Genomic DNA, 16,101 nt, shown 5'->3' with positions numbered 1-16,101 from the left:
CGTTGGCGCTTCAGATCTGCGGTTCGGCCGCGACGCGGGCCCAAGGCAAAGGCTGCCCGTCCGTATCGCGTTCGAATAGCCACAGGCGCTGGCCCGCATGGGCGGGCGGTTCTTCCAGCCGCACGACCAGGACCGGTCCCGCGGGCAGCGCCCGGACCGTGGCGATGACTGCGGCAGGCGCACCGTTCCGCGACGGCAATTCGGTCCAGGCCTGCAACTCGGCCTGTTCCACCGCCGCCGCGCGCGCCTGTCCATGGCCGCAAGCCGGGCACCACAGCCGCACGGGATAGACCAGATGGTCGCAGCTGCAACATTGGCTGACGTCGACGCTCATGCTTCCTCCCGCGCCAGCACGGCCGCATTGGCGCACATCCCGTAACGCAGCTGCACCATGCCGTAGCCGGTAGCCACGCCGTGACGCCCGCCGCGCACCTGCCGTTCCCCTGCCTGCCCCAGCAATTGGCGCGCCACTTCGACCAGGCCATGCATGCCGCCGGCGGTGCCCGCCTGCCCGGCGGACAGTTGGCCGCCTGCGGTGTTGACCGGCAAGTCCCGGGTGGCCAGGCGGCGCGCGATGAAGCCAGGCAGGTCATCGATGCTGGCGAAGCCCAGATCGCACAGCTGCGCCAGCGCCATGGCGGGATAGTCGTCGTACACGCTGAGCACATCCATGTCTTCCGGTCCCAGGCCAGCGCGCTGCCAGAGCGCTGGCGCGAACGCCGCGATGCCGGTCTGCAATCCGTCGCCTTCCTGCTGGTCATCGTTGTAGCGCGCATCGCTGGCCAGCAGCCGCACGCTGATTCCCGCCGGACGCGCGCTCAGCACCAGCGCGCAAGCGCCGCTGACCACCGGCACGCAATCCAGGCGTCCCAGCGGCGGCGCGACCATGGGCGCGGCCAGGTATTGCGCCAGGCTCAATGGATCGCGATACGCGGCGTTGGGGTTGCCTGCTGCCCATAGCCGCTGCGCGACGCATAGCGCGCCATAGTCCTCGCGGGCAAGACCGGCGCGCGCCATCTGCCTTTGCGTGAGCATGGCGAACAGGGGATTCGGCCCCTCGCAGCCCAGGGGACTGAGATAGTCCTGCGCGCTGCGGTTGTAGCCGCGTACCAGCCCTGCGAAATCGGCGCCCGTGAAATGGTCTCCCGCGACCAGCACGATCGTCTCGGCCTGCCCGGCCTGCAACGCGAGCCAGGCCTGGCGCAACAGGTTGATGGCGCTGGCGCCGCCCATTTCGTCCTGCATGCACCAGTTCAGCCGCAGTCCCAGGCGCCACGCCAGATCGATCGCGCGGTCGGGGCGCAGCGTGAATGAAGCCACGCCCAGGCCGTCCACATCGCCGGGCTTCAACCCTGCGCCGCGCAGCGCCTGCGCGATCGCCTCGGCCATCAGGCCGGCCGTGCTGGTTCCCGGGCCGGGATGGCGCAGCGAAGGCGTTTCGCCCACGCCGACGATGCCCGGGCCGCGCGCCGCGCTCACGCCGACTCCTGCCGTGGGGGTTCGCGCGTCAGCAGCAAGGTGATCACGGTGACCGCGGCCATGCCCACCAGGAACCACGCTACCGGGGTCGCCGATTCATACTTGCGCAGCAGCGCCATGGCGATCAGCGGCGACAGGCCGCCGGCGAATACAGAAGCCAGTTCATGCCCCAGCGCCAATCCGGTGTAGCGGACCTCTGCGGGAAACAGTTCGGCGAAATACGCCGGCTGGGTGCCGATCATCGCGGCATGGCAGACCGTGTTGCCCAGGAAGAAGGCCAGGAATATCCACACCGGCTCCTTGGTCTGCACCAGCCAGAAGAACGGGAATGCCACCAGCACCAGGCCGGCCGAACCAATCAGGTACACCGTCCGCCGGCCGATGCGATCGGACAGGTGGCCGAACCAGACCAGCGTGCCGAGCTCGATGAACATCGACACCAGCACGCCGCCCAGCATGACGTCGTTGGGTATGCCAAGGAATTTGCCGTAGGCCAGCGCAAACGCCAGGAAGATGTACGACCCGCCGTTCTCGGCCACGCGCAATCCCATCGCGGTAAAGACCTGGCGCGGATAGCGGCGGAACACTTCGACTGCCGGCATGCCGCGCTTGGCGGTCTTGGCGGCCTGCACGAATTCATCGCTTTCGGGGATGTGCTTGCGGATGTAGAGGCCCACGCCGAAGATCAGCACGCTCAAGAGGAACGGCAGGCGCCAGCCCCAGCTCATGAAGGCTTCCTGCGGCAGCTGCTGCGCCAGCATGAAGACGCCCGACGACAGCACGAAGCCGCCCGCCACTCCCAATTGGCTGAAGGACGAGAAGTAGCCGCGGCGCTTGCCCCCGACCGCCTCGCTGATCAGCAGCACGCCCCCGCCCCACTCGCCGCCCGCGGCCGCGCCTTGCAGGATGCGCAACACCACCATGGCAACCGGCGCCCAGAAGCCGACCTGATCATAGGTAGGCAACAGCCCGATCAGGAAGGTGGCGGCGCCCATCAAGCCCAGGGTCCATTCCAGCGCCAGCTTGCGGCCGTAGCGGTCGCCGATATGGCCGAAGATCACGCCGCCCAGCGGCCGCGCCAGAAAGCCGACCGCAAAGCCGGCAAACGCCCCCATGGTGCCCAGCAGCGGGTCGGTGCCCTTGGGAAAGAACAGTTCGCCGAACACCAGCGCCGCCGCCGTGCCGTAGATGAAGAAGTCATACCATTCCATCGCGTTGCCCGCGACGGACGCCATCACCACGCGCCGCGTGCGTTTTCTGCGCGCATCGTCGCCAGCGGCCGCGGCCGCCCCTTTGTATGCCATCGTCATTGCCGCCCCTAGTCTGTTTGAATGGATTGATGACGCTCAGCGCGCCACGCGATAGCCGGCGGCGTCGCGGTCCCAGGCGTCGCCGGTAATGCCCTCATCCCGCAAGCGGAACTTGCGGATCTTGCCGTTCTCGGTGCGCGGCAAATCGTCCAGTACGCGCAGATAGCGCGGCACGGCGAAATACGGCATACGGGGCTGGCAGAAGTCCAACAGCGTCTCGGGCGCGATGGCCTGCCCGGTCTTGTAGACCAGCGCCGCCATGACCTCGTCTTCCGCCAGATCGGAACGCACCGCATAGACCGCCACGGCGGCAACCGCCGGATGCGCCAGCAGCACCTGCTCCACCTCGTACGAGGAAATGTTCTCGCCGCGTCGGCGGATGGCGTCCTTCGTGCGGTCCAGGAAGCGGAAATAGCCGTCCGCATCGCGCACCACCCGGTCGCCCGTGTGGAACCAGAGATTGCGCCAGGCTTCCACCGTCTTGTCGTCCATGCCGAAATAGCCGGTGGCGATGGCGTATGGGATGTGCGAGCGCAACAGCAATTCGCCCGGCGTGCCGTCTGGCACCGCCGCGTCGTGCTCGTCAGCCGCCATCGCATCGAATTCGGGCGCGACGCGCCCCATCGTGCCCGGCCGCTGCTCGTCCAGCGTGCCGCCCAGCGCGAAGTTGGTTTCGGTCGAGCCGTAGCCTTCCAGCAGCGCGATGCCCGTGCGTTCGGCGAATGCCGCATGGAAGCGTTCGGGCACCCCGGGCGCCAGCGCAATCCGCGCGCGCTGACGCCGTTCGGCTGCGGCAGGCGGCTGCGCCAGCAGCATGGGCACCATGGCGCCCAGCAGATAGGTCACCGTGGCGTCCGTGGCCTCCAGCCGGTCGAAATAGCGGCTGGCCGAGAAGCGCTCGTCGCAGATGATGGTCGCGCCCGTGACCAGCGCCTGGAAGCAGGCGTTCAGGGCATTGGTATGGAACAGCGGCAGGCTCGTGTAGAGCACGTCGCTCTCGGCGATTTCCAGGTTGCGCGCGGCGATCCTGCCCCACCAATAGAACTGCGCGTGCGGACAGCACACGCCTTTGGACAGGCCTGACGTGCCCGAGGTGTACAGGATGGCCAGCGTATCTCCCGGCCCGAGGTCGGCTGCCGGCGGCAGCGGCGTGTCCGGTGCGGGAGGAGGCGGACACGCTTGCACCGGCAGCGCGTCGGCGTAGCCGTCCAGCAGCCAGATGCGGTTCAAGGCCAGGGGCTGCATGTCCAGTGCAGCCAGCGCCGGACAGGACGCGGCGTCGGCCACCAGCAAGCGGCAACCGCTGTTGGCCAGGATGTGCTGCAACTGCATGCCGCGCGACGCCGTGTTGATGGGCACCACCACCGCCCCCAGCCAGCCGCAGCCCAGCACGATGGACAGGAATTCATGCCGGTTGCCGGCCATCAGCCCGACCCGGTCGCCCCGGGCGACGCCGGCCGAAGCCAGGCGCGCGGCCCAGTCCGCTGCATGCCCGGGAGCATCGCCGTAGCGCAGTGCGCCGCCTGGCGCCTGCACCCATGTGCGCTCGCCCCATCGGGCGCCCTGCTCCAGCAACAACGACGGCAGTGTCAACGCATGCATGGCGGTGCTTCCCCTGTGTTGCGGCCATCGGCAAGCGTTGCCCCAGCCTTATGAAATTAGTCTAGGAATCAACTATTTATATGTCAAATTTATGGATATTATTTATCTTATAAATCAAGCTGATATGAGAGGCATGCGTGGACTTCGATCTGAACCTCATGCGGGTTTTCCTGACCGTGCTGCAGGAACGCAGCGTCACGCGCGCGGCGCAGCGCCTGAACCTGACGCAGCCCGCCGTGAGCTACGCGCTGGCGCGCTTGCGCGAAAAATTCGACGACCCCCTGTTCGCGCGCACGGCGTCCGGCATGCAGCCCACGCCGGTCGCGTTTGCCCTGGCCGACCCCATAGAGCGCGGCATGAACAGCTTTGCGGAAGCGGTCAACCTGCGGCAGCGCTTCGAGCCCGCAAGCAGCACCCGGCGCTTTCGCCTGTCCATGTCCGATATCGGTGAAATGGTGTTCCTGCCGTCATTGATGGAACGCGTGCACGCCCTGGCGCCGCGCCTGCAGGTGGAAGTATTGGAGATCCCGCTGGAACGGCTGCCGCAGGCGCTGAAAGACGGCGAGGTCGATCTCGCCATCGGCAACCTGGCCGGGCTGGGCAGCGAGACCTGCCACGCGGAACTGTTCAGCGAACGCTACACCTGCATGGGCAGGCGCGGCCATCCGGTGTTGTCGGCGGGCCTCACCCGTAGCCAATACAAGCGCCTGGACCACATCCTGGTGGCCTCGCGCGCCAGCGCCCACCGCTTGCTGGACGACGTGCTGAGCGAGGCCGGCCTGCCGCGCAGGCCATATCTGACCTTGCCGCATTTCTCGGCGGCCGCCGAGATCGTGCGGCGCACCGATCTCACCATGACCCTGCCGCTGCGGGCCGCGATCTGGTTCAACCACGACGACGCGTTCCAGATACGCCCGCTGCCCATCGCTCTGCCGCCGCTGTCTGTGACGGTGCATTGGCACGCCCGCTTCGAAAGCGACCCGGGCACCGTCTGGCTGCGGCGCCTGGTGGTGGAGACGCTGGCGGACCGGGCTACGGCCTGAGCCAGCGCGGGCCGTTGCGGCAGCCCAGGGCCATGGTGGTTATTTCAGCGCGGCCAGCATCAGGTCCAGGTTCTGCACCGCCGCGCCCGACGCGCCCTTGCCCAGGTTGTCGAACACCGCCGTCAGCAGCACCTGGCCGTGCTGCGCATTGCCGTACACGGCCAGGCGCAGGTCGTTGGTGCCATTGAGCGCCTGCGGATCCAGGTGCGTATGGGCGGCCGCGTCCTGCGGCGCCACGACCTGCACGTGGCGCGCGCCCTCGTAATGCCGCTGCAGGCAGGCGTGCAGGCGTTCCATGTCGACGCCCGCCGGCAGCAGGCGCAGCTGCAGCGGCACGGTCAGGACGATGCCCTGGCGATAGGCGCCGTAGGCCGGCACGAACACCGGCCGCTGCGTCAGGCCCGCATGCCGCTCGATCTCGGGCGTGTGCTTGTGCGCCAGGCCCAGGCCGTAGAGCTGGAACGCCGGTCCCGGCGCGCCGTCCGCGGCTTCGTAGGCGTCCACCGCCGCGCGCCCGCCGCCCGAATAGCCTGATACCGCGTGCACCACCACCGGATAGTCGGCCGGCACCAGCCCGGCTCGCACCAGCGGACCCAGCAACGCGACCGCGCCCGTGGGATAACAACCCGGGTTGCTGACCCGCAGCGCCTGGGCGATCAGTCCGGCCTGCTCCGCGTTCATTTCCGGAAAGCCATAGACCCAGCCCGGCGTCGTGCGGTGGGCGGAACTGGCGTCTATCACCCGTACCGCGGGATTGACGATGGACGCGGCAGCCTGACGCGCCGGTTCGTCCGGCAGGCAGAGAATGGCGATGTCGCAGCCGTTGATCGCCTGCGCGCGGCGTTGCGGGTCCTTGCGTTCCGCCTCGGGCAGCGTCAGCAGCCGCAGGTCCGTGCGCCCATGCAGGCGTTCATGGATCTGCAGGCCGGTGGTGCCCTGGTCGCCGTCGATGAAAACTAGAGGTTGGGTCATGGCGCTTGCGTCCTGGATCAAAGGCGCGCCGGAAGGGGTTCCGGGCGCAGGACTCCATCATCGGCTGGACTGGCAGATAACAAAAGTCGAATATCATGACTATCCAATTCAGCTTTCCTGAACGATACCGTCATGCGTGAAATCAGCCTGGACCGCCTGCGCACCCTGGTTGCCATTGCCGACCTGGGCTCGTTCGCCGACGCGGCGCGCGCGCTGCACCTGGCCCCGCCCACCGTCAGCCTGCATGTGGCCGACCTGGAGGAACGCATTGGCGCGCCGCTGCTCACGCGCAAGCGCGGCCAGGTCCGCCCCACCGCCATCGGCGAAACCCTGCTGGAACGCGCGCGCCGCCTGCTGGCCGATGCCGACCAGGCGCTGGACGACGTGCAGCGGCAGGTGCAGGGCTTGTCCGGGCGCGTGCGGCTGGGGGCTTCCACCGGCGCCATAGCCCACTTGCTGCCGCAGGCCCTGGAAACGCTGGGGCGCAACCATCCCGGCATTGACGTGCAAGTGGCTGTGCTGACTTCGCAGGAAACGCTCCTGCGCCTGGCCGACAGTTCGCTGGACGTGGGCCTGGTGGCCCTGCCCCAGCCGCCGCTGGAAGGCCTGGTGTTGCGCCCCTGGCGGCGCGACCCGGTCATGGCCTTCCTGCCCGCCAGCTGGAAAGCGCCCGCGCGCCTGACGCCGGCCTGGCTGGCCGAACGGCCGCTGATCCTGAACGACGCCAGCACGCGGCTGTCGCGCCTGACGGGCGAATGGTTCGCCGCCGCCGGCCTGAACCCGCGCGCCCGCATCCAGCTGAATTACAACGACGCCATCAAGAGCCTGGTGGCCGCGGGCTACGGCGCCACGCTGCTGCCGCACGAGGCCACCGCGCCGCAGCCGGATCCGCGCATCGACATGCGCGCGCTGCGGCCGGCCCTTTGGCGCCCGCTGGGCATCGCGCACCGCGCCGGGCAGGTGGAGCAAGCCACCCGGCACGTGCTGGACGTGTTGTGGGAGCTGCGCGCCTCACCCGCCCGCTGAAGGCGTGCGGCGGAAGTACGCGGTGCGCTGGCTTTCCTCGCGCAGCCGCCGCGCGCGCGAGCGGAACAGGTCCTTGCGCCCCACGATGCCCACCAGCCGGCCGTTGGCCCGGTCCAGGATGGGTATGCGGCCGGCGCCGGTCAGCGCCATGCGGTCGGCGATCTGGCTGGCCAGTTCCTCGGGATGGCCGTACACCAGGTCGCGGCCTTGCAGGGCCTCGGCCAACGTACGCCCGGTCTGCTCGTCGTCGATGGCCCAGGCCAGCGTATCGGCGCGCGTGACTTCGCCTACCACCACGCCTTCGGCATCCAGCACCGGATAGCTGGTATGCACCGGCTGCGCCGTCGTGAAATGCGCGATGGCCTGCGCCACCGTCCAGTCGGCCGGCAGCGTCTGGACCGGCGTGGTCATCACCTGGCTGACCCGGAGCAGGTCGAAGGGATCCACGCGGTATTCGCGGCTGATATGGTGGCCGCGCCGCGCGATCTTCTCGGTCAGGATGGAACGCTTGAGCAGCAGCACTGTCATCCCATACGCGAACACGCAGGCGGCCAATACTGGCAGCAGCGCGCCCATGTCGCCGGTCAGTTCCACCGCGAACAGGGTCGCGGTCAGCGGCGCGCGCATGGTGCCGCCCATCATTGCGGCCATGCCCAGCAGCGCCCAGAAGCCCGGATCGGCCTGCGGCAGCAACGGCGTGGCCAATGCCCCCAACGCGCCGCCGAATATCAGCAGCGGCGCCAGCACCCCGCCCGAGGTCCCCGAACCCAGCGCGACGGACCAGATGATGACCTTGACCGCCAGAAGCAGCAGCACGGCCTGGAACGCCAGATCACCCGCCAACAGATGGCGGATGTTGTCGTAGCCCACGCCCAGCGCCGCCGGCTCGATCAAGCCGCCCAGGCCGATCACCAGGCCGCCGAAGGCCGGCCACCACATCCAGTGCAGCGGCAGTTTCTCGAACAGGTCCTCGGCCGCATAGACCATGGAGGTCAGCACGCCCGATCCCAGCCCGGCCAGCACGCCCACGGCGGCGCAGGCCAGCAGATGCGCGGGCGTGAACCCCAGCGAACCCGAATACGCGAATATCGGTCCGCCATCCAGCACGAAGGCGCGCGTGGCCGCCGCCACCAGCGCCGCCATCGCCACCGGCAGGAAGCTGCGCGGCTTCCATTCGAACAGCAGCAGCTCAACCGCCAACAGCACCGCCGCCAAGGGCGTGGCAAAGATGGCCGTCATGCCCGCGGCCGCGCCGGCCACCAGCAGGGTCTTGCGTTCGCCGTCGTCCAGGTGGATGGTCTGCGCCAGCAGCGAGCCGATGGCGCCGCCCGTCATGATGATCGGGCCTTCGGCCCCGAACGGGCCGCCCGTGCCGATGGAGATGGCGGAAGACACGGGCTTCAACACCGCCACCTTGGGCTGGATGCGGCTCTTGCCGATCAGGATGGCTTCCATCGCCTCCGGAATCCCGTGGCCGCGGATCTTTTCCGAACCGTAGCGCGCCATGAAGCCGATGATGAGGCAGCCCACCACCGGAATGGCGACCGAAGCCAGGCCCAGGTGGCCTGTCGTGATGGGCTGGTCCTTGAAAGAGAACTGCTGGTGGTACGCCAGATTGGTGCACAGCGCGATCAGCCGCAGCAGGGCCCAGGCCGCGGCTACGCTGGCCAGGCCGACCGGGATGGCCAGGCCCATGAGCAGGACCACGCGTTTGTCCGTGGTGAAGTCGCCCAGGCGCAGCGCGGCCCGGGCGGAGGAAGAAGTGGGAGGCATGTTCGAAGACGGGAAGAATTGCGCAGGGATTTGCGAAATGTCATATATATCGTATCACGACATATATTAGAATCGCCCAGGTGAAACCGCCCTCGCCCCCACCCCAGCTGACCGCCACGGACTACGAGCTCCTGGCCGACTTCCGCTATGCGCTGCGCCGCTTTGCCGCCTTCAGCGAAAACGCCGCCGCCGGACTGGACCTGATGCCGCAGCAGCACCAGGCGCTGCTCGCCATCAAGGGCACGCGCAAGAACGTCCCTGGCCGCCGCGGCCTGTACGTGGGCGAAATCGCCGAACGCCTCCTGATCCGGCCCCACACGGCCGCCGAACTGGTGGGCCGGCTGGCGCGCCTGGATCTGGTCAGCCGCGAGGCGGACCCCGAGGACGGCCGCCGCGTCGAGGTCGTGCTGACCGCGAAGGCCGAGCGCATGCTCGAAGACCTCTCGGCCTCGCACCTGGAAGAGCTACGCGCCATGCGCCCGCTGCTGACGCGCCTGCTGACCCGCATCGGCGACGACTCCGGCAACGCCTGATCCACGCCCTGCTGCATAAGCTTATGCAGCGCAGCTTTGCCTCGCGTGATAAATTGTCGCCCCGCGACATATCGATGCGCGAGGAGATCGTTTTGGGTGTAGCAATCAAGCGCTGGCTGGGCTCGTTCGCGCCAGCGCCGGTGGGCGTCAACGGACGCGAGAAGCTCTACGGCGTGCTGGGCGCGCTGCTTGGCCTGTTCTGCACGGAATGGGTGGGCCGCCACGCGCTGGGCGACGCCAGCCCCTGGTTCATCGCCCCCATGGGCGCGTCCGCCGTGCTGCTGTTCGCCGCCCCAGCCAGTCCGCTCGCTCAACCCTGGTCCATCATGGCCGGCAATCTGGTATCGGCCCTGATCGGCGTCTTCTGCGCCCAGTTCATCCCTGTGCCCGGCGTGGCTGCCGCCGTGGCGGTGGCGCTGGCCATCGGCGCCATGTTCTCTTTGCGCTGCCTGCATCCGCCCAGCGGCGCAGTGGCGCTGACCGCCGTGCTGGGCGGCCCCGCGGTCGCCAGCCTGGGCTACGGCTTTGCGCTCTGGCCCGTGGCGCTGAACTCCGCCATCCTGCTGTGCATCGCCGTGGTCTTCAATGGCGCGCTCAAGCGCAATTATCCGCGCCGCCACGCCGACCCGGCCGCTGGCCACAACACCCGCGACCTCGCGCCCAGCGCTCGCCTGGGCTTCAGCCTGGCCGACCTGGACGACGCGCTCACGCAGCGCGGCGAGCTGCTGGACATCAGCAAGGAAGACCTGGAAGAAATCGTCCTGGCCGCGGAAATGCGCGCCAGCGTGCGCCGCTTCGGCGACGTGCATTGCGCCGACATCATGTCGCGCGACGTAGTCACGGTACAGGCCCAGGACCCGCTGGACTACACCGTGCGCCTGTTCGACAAGCATCGCCTGCAGGCATTGCCGGTGCTGGATTCGGCCGGCCGCTACGCCGGCATGGTCAGCCAGGGCGACGTGCTGGCGCGCCGGACCCGGCTGGCTGCCGTCGCTGCCGATGCGGATACCGCGCCCGACCTGCTGGTGGCCGATTGCATGCGCAGCGAAGTGCCCTTCGCCACCCCCGGCCTGCCCGTCATCGAGCTGGCCCGCCCCATGTCGGACAGCCTGCATTGCGTGCCGGTGCTGGATGAAGCGCGCAACCTGGTCGGACTGGTGACGCAATCGGACCTGGTGGCGGCGCTGTACCAGATCGCGCTCGCGGCCAGTTCGCAGGCGCCGGACCCGGACGCCCAGCGGCTGGCGGCCTGAGCGCCCACCCCTCCGTAGCCTTACGGATTCCTGCCCGTGTTGGCCGCAAGGCATAATTTCAGGCGTGAATCCCCTATCGCGCGCTCGCGCCTTCTTCTGCTGGCTGGTCCTGTTCTCCTTCGGCGCCCTCTGGATCGGGCGGCAGGACTATGTGGACCAGTACGAACGCTTCACCCAGAGCACCAGCGTGGCGCAGCGCATGCTGAGCCAAAAAACGGTGCAGCATGAAGCCGTGCTGGCGACGCTGGCCGCCCTTTCCCATCCCCCTGCTCCGGAACGCCTTTATCCCAGCCTGCGGCCGGCCATGCCCCAACTGCTGGGGCTGGGCTACCTGCCCGGCGGCGCCTGGAGCGGCAGCGTGGCGGAACCTCCGGGCCTTGCGGCCGCCGTCGACCGCGCGCGCGGCCTGGGCCGGCCGGTGACGCTGCCAGTGGACAGCGCCCGCTACTGGCTGGTGGCGCCCTCGGGCTGGAGCCTGCTGCTGGACGCCAGCCAGCTGATACCCGCGGCCGACTTTCCTCCCGGCCTTGCCAACCTCACCCTGACGGTGGACCAGACCCCGCTGCGGCTGCTGGACAAGCAGCCCGACGCCGGCAGCCCCGGCTGGCCGCTGGCCCTGCAAAAGCCGCTGGGCGCGGCCAGCCAACCCTTCCAGATGCGCAGCACGCGCACGCTGACGCCCGGCGCCTGGCCCTGGGCCACCTGGCTCGCCTGGGGCCTGGCCAGCGCGCTGCTGGTGGCCGGCGCCGCGGCGTGGCAGCGCTCGCGCGCCCAGGCCCGCCGCCACCAGGAACAACTGCGCCTGGGCGCCATGGCGCGCCTGAGCACGCTGGGCGAAATGGCCGCCGGCATCGCCCATGAATTGAACCAGCCGCTGACCGCCATCCTGGCCCAGACCCGCGCCGCCGAGCGGCTGCTGGACGACGAAGAGGAACGCCCCGCCGTGCGCCACGCGCTATTGGCCAGCGCCGAACAGGCCAAGCGCGCGGCCGAAATCATCAGCCGCATGCGCGCCCTGGTGCAGCCCAGCTCGCCCGCCCGGCGCGAGGCGCTGGACCCCGACGCCTTGGTGGCGTCGCTGCGCTTTCTGCGCGAAACGGAACTGGCCCGGCTGGGCATACGGCTGAGCTGGCACAACGCCAGCCCAGGCGTGCGGCCGCTGGGCGACCGCGTGGCCCTGGAGCAGATCCTGCACAATCTGGTGCAGAACGCCGCCGATGCGCTGGCCGACGTTCCCGGACCGCGCCAGATCTTGCTGGAAGGCCGCGCCGATGGCGACGCCTACCTGTTCAGCGTCAGCGACACCGGCCCCGGCATCGCCGCCGACGCGCTGCCGCGCCTGTTCGCTCCCTTCTACACCACGCGGCCGCAAGGCATGGGCCTGGGCCTGGCGCTGTGCGACACGCTGGCCGGCTCCATGGACGGCCGCATCGCCGCGCGCAATCTCAGCCCGGCAGGCGCCTGCTTCACGGTCAGCCTGCCGCGCGCCGCCGCCGCATGACAACGCAGGACTCTCCCATGTTCGAACAATCCCCGCTGGTCTATCTGGTCGATGACGACGACGCCGTGCGCGACGGCCTGGCGCTGCTGCTGCGCAGCGTCGGCCTGCGCAGCGAGGGCCATGGCGACCCGCAGGCCTTCCTGGCCCGGTTGCACCCGCAGGCCATCGGCTGCGTGGTCCTGGACATCCGCATGCCCGGCATCAGTGGCCTGGACGTGCTGAGCCGGCTGGCCGAGCAATCGGACCTGCCCGTGGTCATGCTGACCGGCCACGCCAACGTGGACCTGTGCCGCCGCGCGTTCAAGGGTGGCGCCATGGAATTCCTGCAAAAGCCCGTGGACGACGACGTCTTCCTGGACGCCGTGCAGGCCGCCGTGCGCACCCACATCGCCAGCCGCGAAAAACTCGCCGTGACGCAGGCCGCGCAGGAACGGCTGGACAAGCTTTCCGGGCGCGAACGCGATGTGCTGGAACGCGTCGTGCAAGGCCTGAGCAATAAGGAGATCGCGCGCGAATTCGACCTGTCGCCGCGCACGGTGGAGACCTACCGCGCCAACGTCTTCGCCAAGCTGGAAGCGGACAACCTGGCCGGACTGATCCGCGAATACGCAGGGCTGCTGGCCTGAAGGCTGTCGACGCTGCGGGCAGCCTTGCGCAGCCTCCCTCCGTAGCCCTACGGAGGCCCCAGCGTAGCCGACCGAATACCGCCGATCGGCCGTCATCTTTAATCTGTCTGTTCCTGTCACCGACCCACTAAGGACACAGACATGTCGCCCAAATTCATCGCTTTCGCCGCCCTGTTCGCCTGCGCCGGCGCCGCCAACGCCGCCGTGCTCAACGAGAGCAACCTGTCCATGGCCGACGCGCAGAAGCTGGCGACGGCCACCGTCGCCGCCTGCCAGGCCAAGGGCTACAACGTGAGCGCCTCGGTCGTGGACCGCGCCGGCCTGCTCAAGGCCTTCGCCCGCGCCGATAATGCCGGCCCGCACACCATCGAAGCCAGCCGTGCGAAAGCGTTTACCGCCGCGTCCGCCAAGACCCCGACGCTGACGATGCTGGAAAACGTCCAGAAGAATCCCGCCGCAGCCACCCTGACCGACATTCCGGGCTTCCTGGTGTTGGGCGGCGGCGTGCCCGTGAAGGCCGGCTCGGCCGTGATCGGCGCCATCGGCGTGGCGGGCGCACCCGGCGGCAACCTGGACGCGCAATGCGCCGACACCGCCTTGCAGGAAAACGCCGCGCTGTTCAAGTAAGAAGCCGCTGCCGGCCAGGGCGCGGTGCGTTTGCCGCGCCGGCGGCATCGCGGTAGGCTTGGGGCGCCATGCCCCAGCCACCCTCCCTATCCCTGCTCGACGCCATCCTGCGCCGCACCGCCCGGCGCTATCGCGTGCCGGCCATTTCCCGCATCCCCACGGAAGACGCCGCGCCCGCGACCGCTCTGGCCGTCGCCATCGAACAGGCGCGCCAGTCGGTCGAAGATGGCGCCGCGCCGCCGGCCGCGGTCGAGCGAGCCTTTCTCGACGCCCTGGCGCGCCTGATCCGCGACGCCATGCGCGAGTCCGACGGCGATCCGGCATTCCAGGCCATGCTGCTGCGGCACCGCCTGCCGCTCGTGCGCGAGTATGCCTCCCTGGCCGCGCGCGCAGCCCAGGACCGCCGCGAGATCATTGCCGCCGCCAACGCAGTCGCCCATCCCGCCAAGCTTGAACGCATGCCGGCAGGCCCCGCGCGCGACGCCATGGCCGCCTTGCAGGCTGCGGCGGCATCCGACTCCTGGACGGCGCTGCCCGATGCCGCGCGCCGGCTTCTTGGTTTGTCCGCCGAAGCCCAGCCGGCCTCTGCCGCTCTCGACCGTCTGCTCGCCAGCCCCGCGCTGGATCATCTGCAACGCCTGGACGTCCTGACGACCGACAGCGACGTGCGCCGCTACCGCGCCTTGTGGGAACAGCAAGGCCCGCGCCCGGGCAGCGCCAGTGCCCTGGCCGAAGGCAACGCCTCGCGGTTGCGCGGCGACGCCGTCGAGGCGCAGGCGCTGCAAGCGCTCCAGGCCCTGGCACGCCGCCTCAACGACGCCGATGGCAGCCCAGCCTACCAGGCCGTGTCGTCCATGCGCGTACCGCCTTCGATGCCCGCCAACGCCGACCGCGCCAAGACCGAATGGGATGCCGCGCTGCTGCGCCAGGCGGAAGGCGATGGCGGGCCGCCGGCCTGGGACCTGTGCCTGCTTCTCGAAGCCAAGGCCTCGGCCGACGCAGCCGCCACCGACTTCCCGCGCCTGTTGCGCGGGCTGCGCCTGCTGGCGCAAGCCGATCCGCGGACCGACTACGCCTTCAATACGCGCCAGGGCCGCTTCCCCCTGCGCGGCGCGGCGCTGCGGGCGTTGCCGGCCGAAGGCCCGCGGCTCGATACCACCGTGCTCTATGTCTGCGATGGCCCGGCAGACGCGATCCCGCGCCTGCTCAGCGCCGCCAGCCGCATGCAGCTGCTGTCCGCGCCGCCCAGCCTGGAATATGCCGGTCTTCTGGCGCAGGGCCTGGACGCAGCCCGCGATACCTTGGAGCCGGTCTGGCAACAGCTGCTGCAATCGGCGCAATGGACCGGCGTGCTGCAGCAGTACCCGACGCTATGCCAGGCGCGCGAACTGATGGCGCACCCGGATGACCTGATGGCCGCGATCACCCCTCACCCTTGAGCTCTCGCTGCACGATTGCGCGCGTGAGCGTCGGCACGAACATCTCGATGAAGTCGAATGCGTAGCCGCGCAGCCAGGCGCCGCGCCGTATCGCCAGACGCGTCAGATTGATCTCGAACAGGTGCCGCGCGTCGATGGCGTACAGGCGCGTATCGCGTTCGGCGTCCCAGGCCACCGAGGCCACGATGCCCAGGCCCAGTCCCAACTCCACATAGGTCTTGATCACGTCCGCATCCATTGCCGTCATGACGATGTCGGGGGTGATGCCGGCGCGTGCGAATGCCTCGTCGATATGGGCGCGACCGGTGTAGCCGCGTCCGTACGTGATGAGGGGATGGCGCGACAGCTGCGACAGCGTGACTCCGTCCTGTTGCCGTTCCAGCGGATGCCCGCGGGGCACGATGATGCTGTGGCTCCAGCGATAGCAAGGCAGGTTGAGGAGTCCTGGATAGTCGGCTACCGCTTCCGTCGCCACACCGATGTCGGCCTCGCCCTCCAGCAGCATTTCCGATACCTGCTTGGGCGAGCCCTGATGCATATGCAGCACCACCTCAGGATAGCGTTCGCGGAACTCCTTGATGACGGGCGGCAAGGCGTAGCGCGCCTGCGAATGGGTGGCAGCGATCGATAGCACGCCTGTTCTGCTGTCGGCGTACTCCGCACCGGCATGGCGGATGTTGTCCGCGCATTGCAGGATCTGTTCGACCAGGGGCAGGATCAGTTCGCCGGGCGGGGTCAGACCGATGAGCCGCTTGCCTGAACGTACGAAGATGTCGACGCCCACCTCTTCCTCGAGCTCGCGGATCTGGCGGCTGACGCCGGGCTGGGACGTATGCAGGCTCTCGGACACGTCGGTCAGGTTGAAGTCCTGCCGCACGGCCTCGCGCACGGAACGCAATTGCTGGAAGTTCATCGCG

General features: G+C 69.1%; 14 protein-coding genes and 1 pseudogene. 8 read left to right on the top strand and 7 right to left on the bottom strand.

The features are described 5' to 3' along the window. Nucleotides 1-10 precede the first annotated feature (10 nt). From HV766_RS07565 to HV766_RS07550, 4 genes and pseudogenes are all read right to left on the bottom strand, one after another. Nucleotides 11-334: a PhlB family protein gene (locus HV766_RS07565; protein ID WP_175180894.1), complete on the bottom strand. Its 324-nt coding sequence runs from the start codon at nucleotides 332-334 to the stop codon at nucleotides 11-13. Then, on the bottom strand, nucleotides 331-1,479 hold the full coding sequence (locus HV766_RS07560) for a thiolase family protein (RefSeq protein ID WP_175180893.1): 1,149 nt from the start codon (nucleotides 1,477-1,479) through the stop codon (nucleotides 331-333). Before HV766_RS07560 ends, HV766_RS07565 begins: the two co-directional genes overlap by 4 nt. Further along, nucleotides 1,476-2,789, bottom strand: coding sequence for an MFS transporter (locus tag HV766_RS07555; RefSeq protein ID WP_054454595.1), 1,314 nt, complete (start codon nucleotides 2,787-2,789; stop codon nucleotides 1,476-1,478). The genes HV766_RS07560 and HV766_RS07555 overlap by 4 nt, the downstream gene beginning before the upstream one ends. Nucleotides 2,790-2,825: 36 nt before the next feature. Beyond that, nucleotides 2,826-4,406, bottom strand: a pseudogene (locus HV766_RS07550) (ATP-dependent acyl-CoA ligase); the annotation flags it as partial. A 122-nt stretch (nucleotides 4,407-4,528) separates the two neighbouring features. Here HV766_RS07550 and HV766_RS07545 point away from each other — a divergent pair. Further along, nucleotides 4,529-5,434 (top strand): LysR family transcriptional regulator, encoded by a 906-nt coding sequence (locus HV766_RS07545; RefSeq protein WP_254593287.1) that lies wholly within the window; start codon nucleotides 4,529-4,531, stop codon nucleotides 5,432-5,434. A gap of 39 nt (nucleotides 5,435-5,473) precedes the next feature. Here the strand turns inward: HV766_RS07545 and argC are convergent, their stop codons facing one another. Beyond that, on the bottom strand, nucleotides 5,474-6,406 hold the full coding sequence (argC, locus tag HV766_RS07540) for an N-acetyl-gamma-glutamyl-phosphate reductase (RefSeq protein WP_054454891.1): 933 nt from the start codon (nucleotides 6,404-6,406) through the stop codon (nucleotides 5,474-5,476). Nucleotides 6,407-6,538: 132 nt separating this feature from the next. On the opposite strand from argC, the gene HV766_RS07535 reads away from it, so the two are divergent. After that, entirely contained in the window at nucleotides 6,539-7,432 is an 894-nt protein-coding gene (locus tag HV766_RS07535) for a LysR family transcriptional regulator (RefSeq protein ID WP_175180891.1), read from the top strand. Here HV766_RS07535 and HV766_RS07530 read toward each other — a convergent pair. Beyond that, nucleotides 7,418-9,205, bottom strand: coding sequence for a chloride channel protein (locus tag HV766_RS07530; protein ID WP_175180890.1), 1,788 nt, complete (start codon nucleotides 9,203-9,205; stop codon nucleotides 7,418-7,420). The genes HV766_RS07535 and HV766_RS07530 overlap by 15 nt on opposite strands. A gap of 80 nt (nucleotides 9,206-9,285) precedes the next feature. On the opposite strand from HV766_RS07530, the gene HV766_RS07525 reads away from it, so the two are divergent. From HV766_RS07525 to HV766_RS07500, 6 genes are all read left to right on the top strand, one after another. After that, the gene (locus HV766_RS07525; RefSeq protein WP_054454602.1) at nucleotides 9,286-9,738 is read left to right on the top strand and encodes a MarR family winged helix-turn-helix transcriptional regulator; all 453 of its coding nucleotides are present in this window, start codon (nucleotides 9,286-9,288) and stop codon (nucleotides 9,736-9,738) included. 92 nt (nucleotides 9,739-9,830) lie between these two features. Further along, on the top strand, nucleotides 9,831-10,991 hold the full coding sequence (locus HV766_RS07520) for an HPP family protein (RefSeq protein WP_415823437.1): 1,161 nt from the start codon (nucleotides 9,831-9,833) through the stop codon (nucleotides 10,989-10,991). A gap of 64 nt (nucleotides 10,992-11,055) precedes the next feature. After that, nucleotides 11,056-12,492 carry a sensor histidine kinase gene (locus HV766_RS07515; protein ID WP_175180889.1) on the top strand — a complete coding sequence of 479 codons (1,437 nt, stop codon included), beginning with the start codon at nucleotides 11,056-11,058 and terminating at the stop codon, nucleotides 12,490-12,492. Between the two features lie 17 nt (nucleotides 12,493-12,509). Beyond that, nucleotides 12,510-13,118 (top strand): response regulator transcription factor, encoded by a 609-nt coding sequence (locus tag HV766_RS07510; protein ID WP_119451527.1) that lies wholly within the window; start codon nucleotides 12,510-12,512, stop codon nucleotides 13,116-13,118. A 141-nt stretch (nucleotides 13,119-13,259) separates the two neighbouring features. Further along, on the top strand, nucleotides 13,260-13,745 hold the full coding sequence (locus tag HV766_RS07505) for a GlcG/HbpS family heme-binding protein (RefSeq protein ID WP_054454605.1): 486 nt from the start codon (nucleotides 13,260-13,262) through the stop codon (nucleotides 13,743-13,745). Between the two features lie 68 nt (nucleotides 13,746-13,813). After that, on the top strand, nucleotides 13,814-15,184 hold the full coding sequence (locus HV766_RS07500; protein WP_175180887.1) for a 3-deoxy-D-arabino-heptulosonate 7-phosphate synthase: 1,371 nt from the start codon (nucleotides 13,814-13,816) through the stop codon (nucleotides 15,182-15,184). On the opposite strand, the gene HV766_RS07495 is transcribed toward HV766_RS07500, so the two are convergent. Continuing rightward, nucleotides 15,168-16,097, bottom strand: a complete 930-nt coding sequence (locus tag HV766_RS07495) for a CysB family HTH-type transcriptional regulator (RefSeq protein WP_125470407.1) — start codon at nucleotides 16,095-16,097, stop codon at nucleotides 15,168-15,170. The genes HV766_RS07500 and HV766_RS07495 overlap by 17 nt on opposite strands. Nucleotides 16,098-16,101 lie beyond the last annotated feature (4 nt).

This window comes from Achromobacter aegrifaciens, from assembly GCF_902859735.1.
Lineage (GTDB): Bacteria > Pseudomonadota > Gammaproteobacteria > Burkholderiales > Burkholderiaceae_B > Achromobacter > Achromobacter aegrifaciens.
Note: the sequence above shows the minus strand (reverse complement) of the source record. Positions and strands in the feature narration are given on the sequence as shown.

Excerpts from the sequence above, each read along its gene's own strand:
- HV766_RS07565 (WP_175180894.1), bottom strand. The coding sequence starts at position 334 with ATGAGCGTCGACGTCAGCCAATGTTGCAGCTGCGACCATCTGGTCTAT.
- HV766_RS07555 (WP_054454595.1), bottom strand. The coding sequence starts at position 2,789 with ATGACGATGGCATACAAAGGGGCGGCCGCGGCCGCTGGCGACGATGCG.
- argC (WP_054454891.1), bottom strand. The coding sequence starts at position 6,406 with ATGACCCAACCTCTAGTTTTCATCGACGGCGACCAGGGCACCACCGGC.
- HV766_RS07535 (WP_175180891.1), top strand. The coding sequence starts at position 6,539 with ATGCGTGAAATCAGCCTGGACCGCCTGCGCACCCTGGTTGCCATTGCC.
- HV766_RS07530 (WP_175180890.1), bottom strand. The coding sequence starts at position 9,205 with ATGCCTCCCACTTCTTCCTCCGCCCGGGCCGCGCTGCGCCTGGGCGAC.
- HV766_RS07510 (WP_119451527.1), top strand. The coding sequence starts at position 12,510 with ATGTTCGAACAATCCCCGCTGGTCTATCTGGTCGATGACGACGACGCC.
- HV766_RS07505 (WP_054454605.1), top strand. The coding sequence starts at position 13,260 with ATGTCGCCCAAATTCATCGCTTTCGCCGCCCTGTTCGCCTGCGCCGGC.
- HV766_RS07500 (WP_175180887.1), top strand. The coding sequence starts at position 13,814 with ATGCCCCAGCCACCCTCCCTATCCCTGCTCGACGCCATCCTGCGCCGC.
- HV766_RS07495 (WP_125470407.1), bottom strand. The coding sequence starts at position 16,097 with ATGAACTTCCAGCAATTGCGTTCCGTGCGCGAGGCCGTGCGGCAGGAC.